The sequence below is a fragment of the Salipiger abyssi genome (genome assembly GCF_017311415.1).
GTDB lineage: Bacteria > Pseudomonadota > Alphaproteobacteria > Rhodobacterales > Rhodobacteraceae > Salipiger > Salipiger abyssi_A.
The window spans coordinates 12,231-25,786 of sequence record NZ_JAEKIS010000025.1 but is presented as its reverse complement, the minus strand read 5'-3'; the positions used below and the strand labels follow the sequence as shown (position 1 = coordinate 25,786).

General features: G+C 65.8%; 16 protein-coding genes. 7 read left to right on the top strand and 9 right to left on the bottom strand.

Annotation, left to right across the window (positions count from 1 at the left end; genetic code table 11):
- Positions 1–16: 16 nt before the first annotated feature.
- The 3 genes from moaB to I6N89_RS22345 all read right to left on the bottom strand — a co-directional run bounded on the left by moaB (position 17) and on the right by I6N89_RS22345 (position 1,753).
- Positions 17–559: a molybdenum cofactor biosynthesis protein B gene (gene moaB, locus I6N89_RS22355; protein WP_207020577.1), complete on the bottom strand. Its 543-nt coding sequence runs from the start codon at positions 557–559 to the stop codon at positions 17–19.
- Positions 560–679: 120 nt separating this feature from the next.
- Positions 680–1,468: a uracil-DNA glycosylase gene (locus I6N89_RS22350; RefSeq protein ID WP_207020591.1), complete on the bottom strand. Its 789-nt coding sequence runs from the start codon at positions 1,466–1,468 to the stop codon at positions 680–682.
- Between the two features lie 60 nt (positions 1,469–1,528).
- Positions 1,529–1,753 (bottom strand): hypothetical protein, encoded by a 225-nt coding sequence (locus I6N89_RS22345; protein ID WP_207020576.1) that lies wholly within the window; start codon positions 1,751–1,753, stop codon positions 1,529–1,531.
- Between the two features lie 468 nt (positions 1,754–2,221).
- Here I6N89_RS22345 and I6N89_RS22340 point away from each other — a divergent pair, with 468 nt between their 5' ends.
- From I6N89_RS22340 to I6N89_RS22310, 7 genes are all read left to right on the top strand, one after another.
- Positions 2,222–3,172 (top strand): aspartate carbamoyltransferase catalytic subunit, encoded by a 951-nt coding sequence (locus I6N89_RS22340; RefSeq protein WP_207020575.1) that lies wholly within the window; start codon positions 2,222–2,224, stop codon positions 3,170–3,172.
- Positions 3,169–3,714 (top strand): aspartate carbamoyltransferase catalytic subunit, encoded by a 546-nt coding sequence (locus tag I6N89_RS22335; protein WP_207020574.1) that lies wholly within the window; start codon positions 3,169–3,171, stop codon positions 3,712–3,714. The genes I6N89_RS22340 and I6N89_RS22335 overlap by 4 nt, the downstream gene beginning before the upstream one ends.
- Positions 3,711–4,106 carry a hypothetical protein gene (locus I6N89_RS22330; protein WP_207020573.1) on the top strand — a complete coding sequence of 132 codons (396 nt, stop codon included), beginning with the start codon at positions 3,711–3,713 and terminating at the stop codon, positions 4,104–4,106. The genes I6N89_RS22335 and I6N89_RS22330 overlap by 4 nt, the downstream gene beginning before the upstream one ends.
- A 91-nt stretch (positions 4,107–4,197) precedes the next feature.
- Positions 4,198–5,481, top strand: a complete 1,284-nt coding sequence (gene pyrC / locus I6N89_RS22325; RefSeq protein ID WP_207020572.1) for a dihydroorotase — start codon at positions 4,198–4,200, stop codon at positions 5,479–5,481.
- Positions 5,481–6,092, top strand: a complete 612-nt coding sequence (plsY, locus tag I6N89_RS22320) for a glycerol-3-phosphate 1-O-acyltransferase PlsY (protein WP_207020571.1) — start codon at positions 5,481–5,483, stop codon at positions 6,090–6,092. Before pyrC ends, plsY begins: the two co-directional genes overlap by 1 nt.
- A 76-nt stretch (positions 6,093–6,168) precedes the next feature.
- Entirely contained in the window at positions 6,169–6,729 is a 561-nt protein-coding gene (locus I6N89_RS22315; protein WP_207020570.1) for a bifunctional transcriptional activator/DNA repair enzyme AdaA, read from the top strand.
- Positions 6,726–7,238, top strand: coding sequence for a methylated-DNA--[protein]-cysteine S-methyltransferase (locus tag I6N89_RS22310; RefSeq protein WP_207020569.1), 513 nt, complete (start codon positions 6,726–6,728; stop codon positions 7,236–7,238). The genes I6N89_RS22315 and I6N89_RS22310 overlap by 4 nt, the downstream gene beginning before the upstream one ends.
- Positions 7,239–7,297: 59 nt before the next feature.
- Here the strand turns inward: I6N89_RS22310 and I6N89_RS22305 are convergent, their stop codons facing one another.
- The 6 genes from I6N89_RS22305 to I6N89_RS22280 form a co-directional block, all read right to left on the bottom strand.
- Entirely contained in the window at positions 7,298–7,735 is a 438-nt protein-coding gene (locus I6N89_RS22305; RefSeq protein WP_207020568.1) for a F0F1 ATP synthase subunit epsilon, read from the bottom strand.
- 100 nt (positions 7,736–7,835) lie between these two features.
- Positions 7,836–9,260, bottom strand: a complete 1,425-nt coding sequence (atpD, locus tag I6N89_RS22300; protein WP_207020567.1) for a F0F1 ATP synthase subunit beta — start codon at positions 9,258–9,260, stop codon at positions 7,836–7,838.
- 16 nt (positions 9,261–9,276) lie between these two features.
- Positions 9,277–10,155: a F0F1 ATP synthase subunit gamma gene (locus I6N89_RS22295; RefSeq protein ID WP_207020566.1), complete on the bottom strand. Its 879-nt coding sequence runs from the start codon at positions 10,153–10,155 to the stop codon at positions 9,277–9,279.
- Between the two features lie 21 nt (positions 10,156–10,176).
- Positions 10,177–11,715, bottom strand: coding sequence for a F0F1 ATP synthase subunit alpha (gene atpA / locus I6N89_RS22290; protein WP_207020565.1), 1,539 nt, complete (start codon positions 11,713–11,715; stop codon positions 10,177–10,179).
- Complete coding sequence (locus tag I6N89_RS22285) at positions 11,716–12,282, bottom strand: F0F1 ATP synthase subunit delta (RefSeq protein WP_207020564.1); 567 nt, start codon at positions 12,280–12,282, stop codon at positions 11,716–11,718.
- Between the two features lie 467 nt (positions 12,283–12,749).
- On the bottom strand, positions 12,750–13,499 hold the full coding sequence (locus I6N89_RS22280; RefSeq protein ID WP_207020563.1) for a class I SAM-dependent methyltransferase: 750 nt from the start codon (positions 13,497–13,499) through the stop codon (positions 12,750–12,752).
- Positions 13,500–13,556: the final 57 nt, after the last annotated feature.

Here is a 13,556-nt window from a genome sequence, read left to right as displayed (position 1 = left end):
GATACGCAGGCCGGCGCTATTTCCGCCGCTTGTGTTCGTCGAGACGCGGAAAAATTTCGACAAAATTGCAGGGCCCATGGCGATAATCGAGCTGGAAGCACAGAATTTCATCCCAGGCATCCTTGCAGGCGCCGGTGCTGCCGGGCAGCGCAAACAGATAGGTGCCGCCCGCAACCCCGCCCGTGGCGCGGCTCTGAACCGCGCTCGCGCCGATTTTCTTCATGGAAATCAGGGTGAAGACCGTGGCGAAGGCCTCGATCTCCTTTTCATAGACATCGCGATGTGCTTCCACCGTGACGTCGCGGCCGGTGAGCCCGGTGCCCCCCGTCGACAGAATGACGTCGATCTCTTTGTCGGCGATCCAGTCACGCAATTGTGAGGCGATCAGCGCCCGGTCGTCAGTGGTGATGGCGCGGGCGGCAAGGGTGTGGCCGGCGTCGGTCAGCCGCTGCACCAGCGTATCGCCGGAGCGGTCATCGGCGAGCGTGCGGCTGTCGCTCACCGTCAGAACGGCGATGCGGACGGGGATGAATTCCTTGCTGTCGTCGATACGGGACATGGGCCTCTCACGGGGATGGGTCGGTCACGGGCAGGCACGGTTGCTCAACGTGCCGCGCGTTCCGATCCTCTGCGATACCGGCAGCAAAGGCCAGAGGCGCGTGGTCGCGGGCAGCGTGCGTCAGCCGATGGCCCTCAGCTTCGCCGATAGCTCCAGCATATCCGCCCAGGCCTCACGCTTCATGCGCGGCTGGCGCAGCAGATAGGCCGGGTGGAACATCGGCAGCGCCGGACGCCCCTCGGCCTCCGCCCAGTTGCCGCGCAGCCGGGTGATGCCGCGCCGGCCCAGCAGCGCGTCACAGGAGATATTGCCCATGATCACCAGCAGATCCGGATCGACCAGCGCGATATGGCGCGACAGGAAAGGCTTCATCATCGCGATCTCGTCGGGCTTGGGATCGCGGTTCTGCGGTGGCCGCCAGGGCAGCACATTGGTGATATAGACGCTATCCTGCCGCGACAGGCCCACGGCGCCGAGCATCCGGTCGAGCAACTGCCCGGCGCGCCCGACAAAGGGCTTGCCCTGCCGGTCCTCGTCGCGGCCCGGCGCCTCGCCGACGATCATCACCCGCCCGCGCGCCGCACCGTCGGAAAACACCAGCTGCCGCGCGCCGCGCTTCAGCTCGCAATGGTCGAAGGCCTCCATGGCGTGGCGCAGCTCGTCGAGTGAGCTGGCGGCCTCTGCCGCCTTGCGGGCGATGACGACCGGGTCCGGGCCGGTCTCCTGCGCCACGGGCGGCGGTGCTGCGCGCGCCGGGGTCGCCGGCAGATCGGCGGCCCGCGCCGCCTGCGCCTCCGCCTCGGCGGCAAAACGGTCCACCGGGCGCTCGCCGATCGCCTCGTCGGCGCCCAGCTCAAGCTGCCAGTCCAGCGCCGCGCGCGCCCAGTGCCAATCCATTCCCGAATCCATGATGGCCAAGCTTACGCCTGGGACCGGGCCGGCTCCACCGCATTCTGCGGTACGGACACCTTACATCGGCGGGAAATCTCCGGGATTGTGTTTCCAGCCACTGTTGGCCGGGGCGTAGCGCTTCCAGTTGCCGACAGCGGCAGAGGACGCACCGCCATCCCCATAACCCGCCGCACCGCCACAGCCCTGCTCGGCCTGTGCCCTGACCAGCGCGTCGTAATGCCCGCGCGCGCTGGATAGCTGCGCCGACTGGTCCTCGGTCAGCGGCAGCGTCGCGAGCAGCACACCTCAGATCACCAGCCCGCTGGTCACGATGACCAGATCCGTATCGGCCGCAGAACTCTGCCGATAGGCGACCTCCTGCACATGCCGGGCCAAGACCTGACGCTCGCGCGCAAGCTCGTTACAACTGGCGCCGCGATACACGATGCTGGGAACATAGCTTGCCGTTACGCGTGCAGGACGTTGTGCGCATGCCGACACAAGAACCGCCCCAACCAGAAGGGCGCAAACCCCGAAACCACGAAATCTCATTTTTTCCTCATGCCTTACACGATTTCCAAACAAAACCAGACGCGCAATAGCGTCAATAGAAACGCAGAAGCTATCCACAACAAATGCGGTATCTTCATGTGGATGCCACAACATATGGATGCAAGCTGCCCTTTGCCGACCGAAAGCACCAGGTCGTCCGGGCCTTGCCCGGGGGCATCGCTCTCCCTATAACCGGCGCAGTTTTCCAGGGAGCCTCACATGCGTTTCGATCAGCGCCACCTGCTCGGCATCGAGCCTCTGCGCCCCGACGAGATCACCACGCTGCTCGACCTCGCCGACCAGTATGTGACGCTGTCGCGCAGCCGCGAAAAGCATTCCAGCGTGCTCTCGGGCCTCACCCAGATCAATATGTTCTTCGAGAACTCGACCCGCACCCAGTCGAGCTTCGAGATCGCCGGCAAGCGGCTCGGCGCCGATGTGATGAACATGGCGATGCAGGCCAGCTCGATCAAAAAGGGCGAGACGCTGATCGACACGGCGCTGACGCTGAACGCCATGCATCCGGATCTGCTGGTGGTGCGCCACCCGCATTCCGGCGCCGTCGACCTGTTGGCGCAGAAAGTGAATTGCGCGGTGATCAATGCCGGCGACGGGCGCCACGAGCACCCGACCCAGGCGCTGCTCGACGCGCTCACCATCCGCCGTGCCAAGGGACGGCTGCACCGGCTCAATATCGCGATCTGCGGCGACATCGCCCATTCCCGTGTGGCGCGCTCCAACATCCTGCTGCTGCACAAGATGGAAAACCGCATCCGCCTCGTCGGCCCCGCCACGCTGATGCCCCCGGGCATGGATGCCTTCGGTGTCGAGATCTACGACGACATGCGCGAAGGGCTCGCCGATGCCGATGTGGTGATGATGCTGCGCCTCCAGAAGGAGCGCATGGATGGCGGCTTCATCCCCTCCGAGCGGGAATATTACCACCGCTGGGGGCTCGACGCCGAAAAGCTCTCCGTCGCCAAGCCCGACGCCATCGTCATGCATCCCGGCCCGATGAACCGGGGTGTCGAGATCGACGGCACGCTGGCCGACGACATCAACCGCTCGGTGATCCAGGAGCAGGTCGAGATGGGGGTGGCGGTGCGCATGGCGGCGATGGATCTGCTCGCCCGCAACCTGCGCGCCCGGCCGACGGAGCTCTCGGCATGACGGCGATGCAGATCAACGGCTCGGAAAGCGGCGTGGTGCGGCTCTTCCACCTCGATCTGCCGCCCGAAGCCGTGGAGCGCTTCACCACCCAGGCCGGCACCGGCGAATACCCTCTGCAATACGCGCTCGGCGCCAGCCGCCTGCGCCCGGCCTTTGTCGATGTGGTGGCGATCCGCGATCTCGGCAACATGTCGCTCTCGGCCTATCTCGGCGAGGCCTATCAGCTCTCGGGCGAGGATTTCCGCCAGATGGCACCGCGCATCGACGCGCTGCGCGGCCATGTGGTGATCCTGCCGAGCCAGGCCTTCGACCATGTCAGCCAGGAGCTGAGCGTCGCCAGCCCGCTGCGCTGGGTCGCGAGCTTTCAAGAAGAGACCGCCAAACCGCGCGGCCCGGCGCTGCGCAGCAAATCCGCCGCCGGCACGCTGTCCGGCGCGCCGGCGCGGGCCACGCCCGGGCGGCGCCGGCTGATGCTGGCGCTGATCGGGCTCGCAGTGCTGGTCCTGCTGGTGCTGGCGGCACTCTCGCGGGGCATGTCATGACGACCGCCACGGTCTTCGCCCCCGACCGCGCCACCTATATCCAGAGCCACATCACCCTGGCGCTGCTCGCCATGCCCGGGGCGATGATCGTGCTCTGGCTCACCGGCACGCCGCATGTCTGGACAGGCGCCGTGGGCGGGCTTGCCGCCGTGACGCTGCGCGGCTGGTATCTCATGGATGAAGAGCTCGGCCATGTCTGGGAGCTGACCACAGAGGGGCTCAAGGGCCCGGCGATGCGCTACGTGGCGCTCACCGATCTGGCAAAGCTGCGCAAGATCGGCTCCGCCGTGCAGCTCATCACAAAGGGCGGCGACAAGCATCTCATCAAGTTCCAGGCCGACCCGCAGGCCACCATCGCCAGGATCGACGCGGCCCGCCCGGCCCGAGAATGACCCTTCCCCTTTCATCTTTCTTCAAATACTCCAGCCCCGCAGGGACGACCCGCGCCGCCGACCGAGATCTTCGACAGGGACCGCCACGCCCATGACCGCAACGCTCATCACCCATGCCCGCCTGATCGACCCCGACGCCGGCAGCATCTCCGACGGCGCCCTGCTGCTCGATGGCGGGCGCATCGCCGAGCGCTTCGACACCCCCGCGCCCGAGGTCCCCGGCGCCGAGGTGATCGACGCCGGCGGCGCCTTTCTCGCCCCCGGCATTGTCGATATCGGCGTCAAGGTCGGCGAGCCGGGCGAGCGGCACAAGGAAAGCTACAAGACCGCCGGGCTCGCGGCGGCGGCGGGTGGCGTCACCACCATGGTCACCCGCCCCGACACCACGCCCGCCATCGACACACCGGAAGTGCTGACCTTCATCCGCGACCGCGCCGAGGACGACTCGCCGGTGAACGTGCTGCCCATGGCCGCGCTCACCAAGGGGCGCGAGGGCCGCGAGATGACCGAGCTGGGCTTTCTGCTCGACGCCGGCGCCGTGGCCTTCACCGATTGCGACCGCGTGGTGACCGACACCAAGGTGCTGTCGCGCGCCATGACCTATGCCCGCTCGCTCGGCGCACTGATCATGGCCCATCCGCAGGAGCCGGGCCTGTCGAAGGGCGGCGCCGCGACCTCCGGCAAGTTCGCCTCGCTGCGCGGTTTGCCCTCGGTTTCGCCCATGGCCGAGCGCATGGGGCTCGACCGCGATATCGCGCTCGTCGAGATGACCGGCGTGCGCTACCACGCCGACCAGATCACCACCGCCCGCGCCCTGCCCGCGCTGGAACGCGCCAAGGCGAACGGGTTCGACGTGACCGCCGGCACCTCGATGCACCATCTCACCCTGAACGAGATGGACCTCGCCGATTACCGCACCTTCTTCAAGGTCAAGCCGCCGCTGCGTTCCGAGGACGACCGGCAGGCGGTACTGGAGGCGGTGCGCACGGGCCTGATCGACATCATCGGCAGTTTCCACACCCCGCAGGACGAGGAATCCAAGCGCCTGCCCTTTGAGGAGGCCGCCTCGGGCGCGGTGGGGCTGGAGACCATGCTGCCGGTGCTGCTGCGGCTCTACCATTCCGGCGAGCTCGACCTGCCGACGCTGTTCCGCGCGCTGTCGCTGAACCCGGCGAAACGGCTGGGGCTCGACTGCGGACGGCTGGCCAAGGGCGCCCCCGCCGACCTGCTGCTCTTCGATGCCGACAAGCCCTTTATCCTCGACCGCTTCAAGCTTCAGTCGAAATCCAAGAATACCCCCTTCGACGGCGCACGGCTTCAGGGTAAGGTGATCGCGACCTTTGTCGCCGGAACCGCAGTCTACCGGAGCGCCTGATGCTTCCCGAAATCACCACCCTCCCCGCCGGGCTCGCCCTCTGGGCCGTGATCGGCTACCTGCTGGGCTCGATCCCCTTCGGCATGCTGCTGAGCAAACTGATGGGGCTCGGCGATCTGCGCAGTATCGGCTCGGGCAATATCGGCGCCACCAATGTGCTGCGCACGGGCAACAAGGCGGCGGCGGCGGGCACGCTGCTCCTCGATGGCGGCAAGGGCGCGGTGGCGGTGCTGCTGGCGCGCTGGCTGGCAGGCGAAGATGCCGCACAGCTCGCCGGGCTGATGGCGTTTCTCGGCCATTGCTACCCGGTCTGGCTGCGCTTTCGCGGCGGCAAGGGCGTGGCGACCTTCCTCGGCCTGATACTGGCGCTGAGCTGGCCGGTGGGGCTGATGAGCTGCGCCACCTGGCTGGCGGCGGCGGCGCTGTCGCGGATCTCCAGCGTCGGCGCGCTGGTGGCGGCGCTGATGTCCACCGCCTGGATGGTGATGCTGCGCGACTACGACCTGACGGCACTGACACTGGCGCTCACGCTGCTGATCTTCTGGCGCCACCGCAGCAATATCGCCCGGCTGCGCGACGGCAGCGAAAGCCGCATCGGCCAGAAGGGCTGAACCCGGACTCGCCATTTTCGGACCTCATACTCTAAGCAGGCTCGCCTCGTGCCCTCCGGCGCGGTAGTCTTGGCGCATGCTGGATTTCGACACATGCAACGCTGCCCGGCTCCGCCGCGACCCCGCCTATGACGGGGTGTTCTTCACCGCGGTGAAGACGACGCGGATCTATTGCCGCCCGGTCTGCCCGGTGAAACCGCCGCTGACCAGGAACGTCTCCTTCTACCCCAGCGCCGCCGCCGCAGAGCGCGCCGGCTACCGCCCCTGCCTGCGCTGCCGTCCGGAAACCGCGCCCTTTTGCGCCGCCTGGAACGGCACCCGCACCACGGTCGAGCGCGCGCTGCGGCTGATCGAGGAGGGCGCGCTGGATCGCAGCGGGGTCGAGGCGCTGGCCGCGCGGCTGGGGATCGGCGCGCGGCATCTGTCGCGGCTCTTCGCCGAGCAGCTCGGCGCCTCGCCCGTGCAGGTCGCGCAGACGCTACGCCTCCAGCGGGCGAAACGGCTGCTGAACGACACCTCCCTGCCGATGGCAGAGATCGCCCGCGAAGCCGGGTTCGGCAGCCTGCGGCGCTTCAACGCTTCGGTCTCGGCACTTTACGGGCGCCCGCCTTCGGCACTGCGCAAGGCAGTCCCATGAGCGCGCTCTACTATTGCCATACCGACAGCCCGGTCGGGCCGCTGCTGCTCGCCGGGGATCACGACTCGCTGCATTTCCTGAGCTTTCCCGAGGGGCACAAGGCCTTTGGCCCGCGCCCCGAATGGGCGTTTTCCGAAGCGCCTTTTGCCGAGGTCCGCCGGCAGCTCGACGCCTATTTCGCCGGCACGCTACGGCAGTTCGATCTGCCGCTGACGCTCTCGGGGACAGCGTTTCAGAACCGTGTCTGGCGCCTGCTCGCGACGATCCCCTATGGCGAAACCACCAGCTACGGCGCCCTCGCGCGGCAACTCGAAACGCCCAGTGCCAGCCGCGCGGTCGGTGCTGCCAATGGCAACAACCCGTTGCCCGTCATCCTGCCTTGTCACCGGGTGATCGGCAGCTCCGGCGCGCTCACGGGCTTTGGCGGCGGGCTGCCGGTAAAGAAATTCCTGCTGCAACATGAGGCGGAGATCGCCGGCGTCGGCGACCCGCAGCTGTCCTTGTTCTAAGGCCCCGGCAACAAAAAAGCCCCGCCAAAGCGGGGCCTTTCCCAAAGGTATCGGGTCGCTCAGAAGTTCGGCGACATCGGGTCGAGCCCGATATGGGTGCCGACGGCCACCATGTCCTGAAGCAGCTTGGCCGCCTCGTCGACAATACCCGGTTCGTTCTCGAAATAGGCGTCCTTGACCTCTTTGTAAGCGGCCTCGGCTTCCTTCACCAGCGCCTCGTAGGTCGCCTGATCCATATCCGCATGCGGCACGGCCTTTTCGGCCAGGATCGTCAGCTTTTCCCCGATCTCGGCGAACCCGCCGGTGACGACGAAGGACTCGGTGCCTTTCTCGGTCTCGACCTTGAGGATCCCCGGACGCAGCGTGGTGATCGTCGGTGCGTGGTTCGGCATCGCCGTCATGTCGCCTTCGGTCCCGGGGATCGACACCGCGGTGACCTGCGCCGACATCAGGCTGCGCTCGGGGCTCACCAGATCGAATTGCATCGTTTCAGCCATTTGGGCCTCTTCTCTCTATCACCTGTCCCGGGCCTGGCCCGGGGCCTCTGCGTCTGCGGCGAGAGGATCCCGGAAGGGCCCGGGATCCGTCCCCAATGGCTTACGCGGCTTCCGCGGCCAGCTTCTCGGCCTTGGCAAGCACCTCGTCGATGCCGCCGACCATGTAGAAGGCAGCCTCGGGCAGGTGATCGTACTCACCGGCAACCACGGCCTTGAACGACTTGATCGTGTCTTCCAGCGGCACCTGCACCCCGTCGGAGCCGGTGAACACTTTCGCCACGTCGAAGGGCTGGGAGAGGAAACGCTGGATCTTCCGGGCGCGGGCCACGGTCAGCTTGTCCTCTTCCGACAGTTCGTCCATGCCGAGGATCGCGATGATGTCCTGAAGCGACTTGTAGCGCTGGAGGATCCCCTGCACGTCGCGGGCCACCTGATAATGCTCTTCGCCGACGACCTGCGGGTCGAGGATCCGGCTGTTGGAGTCCAGCGGGTCCACGGCCGGGTAGATGCCGAGTTCTGAGATCGCACGGTTGAGAACCGTGGTCGCGTCGAGGTGGGCAAAGGTCGTGGCCGGCGCCGGGTCGGTAAGGTCATCCGCGGGCACGTACACGGCCTGGATCGAGGTGATCGAGCCGTTCTTGGTCGAGGTGATGCGTTCCTGCATCGCGCCCATGTCGGTGGCTAGCGTCGGCTGGTAGCCCACAGCCGAAGGAATACGGCCGAGAAGGGCCGACACCTCGGAGCCTGCCTGCGTGAAGCGGAAGATGTTGTCGACGAAGAACAGAACGTCGGTGCCGGACTGGTCACGGAACTGCTCGGCAAGCGTCAGGCCGGTCAGCGCGACGCGGGCACGGGCCCCCGGAGGCTCGTTCATCTGACCGTAAACAAGCGCCACCTGGCTCTCCGACAGGTTGTCGGGCTTGATGACGTTGGATTCGATCATCTCGTGGTAAAGATCGTTGCCCTCACGGGTCCGCTCGCCAACACCGGCGAACACGGAGAAGCCCGAGTGCACCTTTGCGATGTTGTTGATCAGTTCCATGATGAGAACGGTCTTGCCCACGCCGGCGCCGCCGAAGAGGCCGATCTTGCCGCCTTTGGAGTAGGGCGCGAGAAGGTCGATCACCTTGATGCCGGTCACCAGGATCTCGGTATCGGTGGCCTGCTCGTCGAATTCGGGCGCGGGCTGGTGGATGGCGCGGGTTTCCTGCGCCTCGACCGGGCCCTGCTCGTCCACGGGCTCGCCCACGACGTTCAGGATGCGGCCCAGGGTGGCGTTGCCGACCGGCACGGAAATCGGGCCGTCGGTGTCGGTCACTTCCTGACCGCGCACCAGACCTTCGGTCGAGTCCATCGCGATGGTACGAACGGTGCTTTCACCAAGGTGCTGAGCAACTTCAAGAACCAGTTTCTTGCCGTCGTTTTCGGTGGTCAGAGCGTTCAGAATCTCGGGGAGGTGGTCGTCGAACTTCACGTCGACCACGGCGCCGATGACCTGGGTCACTTTGCCTTTTGCGTTTGCCATTTATCGTCTCCGGTTCTTAGAGCGCCTCGGCGCCCGAGATGATTTCGATCAGTTCGTTGGTGATGACCGCCTGACGCGAACGGTTGTATTCGATGGTCAGCTTGTCGATCATCTCGCCCGCATTGCGCGTGGCGTTGTCCATGGCGCTCATCCGCGCGCCCTGTTCCGAGGCGGCGTTCTCCAGCAGAGCCGAGAAGATCTGGGTTGCGACACCACGGGGCAGCAGGTCCGCCAGGATACGCTCTTCGTCGGGCTCGTAATCGTAGAGCGCGGTTGCGCCCTCCTCGCCCTCGGGAGCGTCGTAGCTGGCCGGGATGATCTGCTGCGCGGTCGGGACCTGGCTGATCACCGACTGGAACACGCTGTAGAACAGCGTCGCCACGTCGAACTCGCCCGCGTCGAAACGGGTCAGGATGTCCTTGGCGACGCCCTGCGCATCCGCGTAGCCGAGCTTTTTCACCTCGGACAGATCGACGTGACCGACGAACAGATCGGCGTATTCGCGCTTGAGCTGCTCACGGCCTTTCTTGCCGACGGTGAGAATCTTCACCGTCTTTCCGGCCGCCTTCAGCTCGGCGATACGGGTCTTGGCGAGCTTCACGATATTCGTGTTGAAGCCGCCGCAGAGGCCGCGTTCGGAGGTCATGACGACGAGCAGATGCACGTCGTCCTTGCCGGTGCCCGAGAGCAGTTTCGGCGCGGTCGGGCTGTCGCCGACGGAGGCCGCCAGCGAGCCGAGCACCTCGTTGAAGCGCTCGGTATAGGGCCGCGACTGTTCGGCAGCATCCTGTGCCCGCCGCAGTTTCGCGGCGGCCACCATCTGCATGGCCTTGGTGATCTTCCGGGTCGATTTGACCGAGGAGATCCGGTTCTTGAGGTCCTTGAGGCTAGGCATGATCCTGTCCTTTCAGGGCGCTCAGGCGTAGGTCTTGGCGAATTCGTCCAGCGCTGCCTTCAGCTTGTCCGCGGGTTCACCCTTGATCTTCGGATCCTCGCTCTCGATCCAGTCGAGAATGTCCTTGCGCTGGCCGCGCAGGAAGGCGAGCAGCGCCGTCTCGAACTTGCCGACTTCGCGCACCGGGACGTTGTCGAGGTAGCCGTTGGTGCCGGCGAAGATGATGCAGACGATTTCCGCGTTGGTCAGCGGCGAATACTGCGGCTGCTTCATCAGCTCGGTCAGGCGCGCACCGCGGTTCAGCAGACGCTGGGTTGCGGCGTCGAGGTCGGAGCCGAACTGGGCGAAGGCCGCCATCTCGCGATACTGCGCGAGCGACAGTTTCACCGGGCCGGCCACCGAGGACATCGCCTTGGTCTGCGCCGAGGAGCCGACGCGCGACACCGACAGACCGGTGTTCACGGCGGGACGGATGCCCTGGAAGAACAGTTCGGTTTCCAGGAAGATCTGGCCGTCGGTGATCGAGATCACGTTGGTCGGGATAAACGCCGACACGTCGCCGCCCTGGGTTTCGATGATCGGCAGCGCGGTCAGCGAGCCTGCGCCGTGATCTTCGTTGAGCTTGGCCGAGCGTTCCAGCAGGCGCGAGTGCAGGTAGAACACGTCGCCCGGGTAAGCTTCACGCCCCGGCGGACGGCGCAGCAGCAGCGACATCTGGCGGTAGGCCACGGCCTGTTTCGACAGGTCATCGTAGATGATGAGCGCGTGCTTGCCGTTGTCGCGGAAATATTCGGCCATTGCGGTTGCGGCGTAGGGCGCCAGGAACTGCATGGGGGCCGGGTCGGACGCGGTGGCGGCCACGACGATCGAGTAGTCGATGGCGCCGGTGGCTTCCAGACGCTTCACCAGCTGCGCCACGGTGGAGCGCTTCTGGCCGATGGCGACATAGACGCAGTAGAGCTTCTTGCTCTCGTCGTCGCCGGCGGCGTCGTTGTAGGATTTCTGGTTCAGGATCGAGTCGAGCGCGATCGCGGTCTTGCCGGTCTGACGGTCGCCGATGATCAGCTCCCGCTGGCCACGGCCGATCGGGATCATGGCGTCGACGGCCTTGAGGCCGGTCGCCATGGGCTCGTGCACCGATTTACGCGGGATGATGCCCGGCGCTTTCACGTCTGCGACGCGGCGCTCGGTGGCTTTGATCGGGCCTTTACCATCCAGCGGATTGCCGAGGCCGTCGACAACGCGGCCGAGCAGCTCGGGGCCGGCGGGCACGTCCACGATGGAGTTGGTGCGCTTGACGACATCGCCTTCCTTGATGTCGCGGTCGGAGCCGAAGATCACGACGCCGACATTGTCGCTTTCCAGGTTGAGCGCCATCCCCATGATGCCGCCCGGGAATTCGACCATTTCACCGGCCTTGACCGAATCGAGGCCGTGAACGCGGGCAATCCCGTCACCGACAGAGAGCACGCGGCCCACCTCGGCGACTTCGGCCTCCTTACCGAAGTTTTGGATCTGCTCCTTTAGGATCGCAGAAATCTCGGCTGCTTGGATACCCATTTATCCGACCTCTTTCATTGCATTCTGGAGGGAATTGAGCTTCGAGCGGATCGAGGTGTCGATCATCTTCGAGCCCACCTTGACTACGAGACCGCCGATGAGGCTTTCATCTACGGTCGTTTTGATCTTCACATCCTTGCCGACGCTGGCTTTGAGCGTCTCTGCCAGCTTGGCGGACTGCTTGTCGCTCAGCGCAGTGGCGGAGGTGACTTCGGCGGTCACTTCGCCCTTTTCCTCGGCAATCATCTCGCGCAGCTGAACGACGAGCTGCGGCAGCACAAAGAGGCGGCGGTTCTGTGCCATGAGGCCCAGGGCGTTCTTCAGCGCCGGGATGAGACCCATCTTCTTCGCAACAGCGACGATGGCACCCTGCATGGCCTGGCGGGAATAGATCGGCGAGGTGACGAGGGCGCGAAGATCGGCACTGTCATCGAGCGCCAGCGCCAGATCGTTAACGTTGTTTTCAAGCTTTTCGAGTTTCTTGTTCTCTTTGGCGATGTCGAAGATCGCCGTGGCATAGCGTGCCGCGATGCCGCTGGAGATCGAAGCTGGTTCTGACACGTCCACCCTTCCGATATGAGGCCCCCGCGACGCACGGGGAGGCCCGGCGTCCGGAGGCGTTGTCCCAACCCTGAATTGCCTCAAGGCGTCGAAATCAGCGCGGATGTAGCAGAGGCTCCACGCCCTCGCAACATGCTTAGGGTGTTTTCAGACGTCCTGTAACCCGCCTTTTTCCAGCCCCGTATGCCAGGCCCGTCGGACCGCCAGGGGCATACCACTGGAAATATTCGGTTTTCCCCGGATTTATGCAAACAGGCGCGACACTTGGAGGCTGCCGACTGCGGCAACAAGAGATAGCGCAAACGTCCGTTTTGCCGCTCTCCGGCAGAGCGGGCCCGGCACCTGTTACCGCCTAAAGTATGAGCGGCCGGCGTCAGGAGAACCAAAGTGTTTGCGCAATCACCTACGGCGTCAAGTCGCGGCGAGTCACGTCGGGGTGATGCGATTCTGAGCAGAGGCCCGGATGCGCCCGGTCAAACCGCCTTGGGCTCTTTCTTGGGCGAGGGGGTGAGCACGTCGAGCGGGTTCGGCACGCGTACCTTGTCGCCCAGCCCCTTGCGCTGCGGCGGGTAGCGCTTGGCGACCCGCACGATCAGAACGCCGCCGGCCACCACCGCCGGGATCGCCCGGCCGACCCGCTCCCAGGCGGGGCCGGTGCGCATCCAGAACCGCCGGCTCGACGGTGGCTGATAGAGCACCGAGACATGCGCCTGCCGGACGAAATCGTGAATCTTGAGCTGCGCGTCGAGCTGGCTCAGCGAATAGGGCCGCCCGTAGCCGAAGGGCGTGGCGTCGGAGCGCGCCCAGAGCCCGGAGCGGTTCGGAACCACGATCAGCATCTCGCCCCCGGGCCCCAGCACCCGGTAACATTCCTCGAGCAGCTCGGACGGCCGCTCTGATGTCTCGAGCCCGTGCATCAGAACCAGCCGGTCGACATGGCCGGTCTCCAGCGGCCAGAGCGTCTCCTCGCAAAGCACCGAGACATTCGGCTGCCCGGCGGGCCAGGACAGCACGCCCTGCGGCGCCGGCATCAGCCCCACGACCCGGCGCGCATCCGGCAGATAGGGCCGCAGCAGCGGCACCGCAAAGCCGTAGCCTGCTACGGTCTGGCCCTTGGCATGCGGCCAGTAGGCCTGCACCTGATCGCGCACCACCCGCTGCGCCGCGCGCCCCAGCGCGCTGCGATAGTAGAAATCTCGCAGGGTCTGCACATCAAGGTGCATTGCGGGGCCTCTCCCGATCCGCCAAGCTGGGGCCAGTCTGGCAAAGCCTATAAGGAA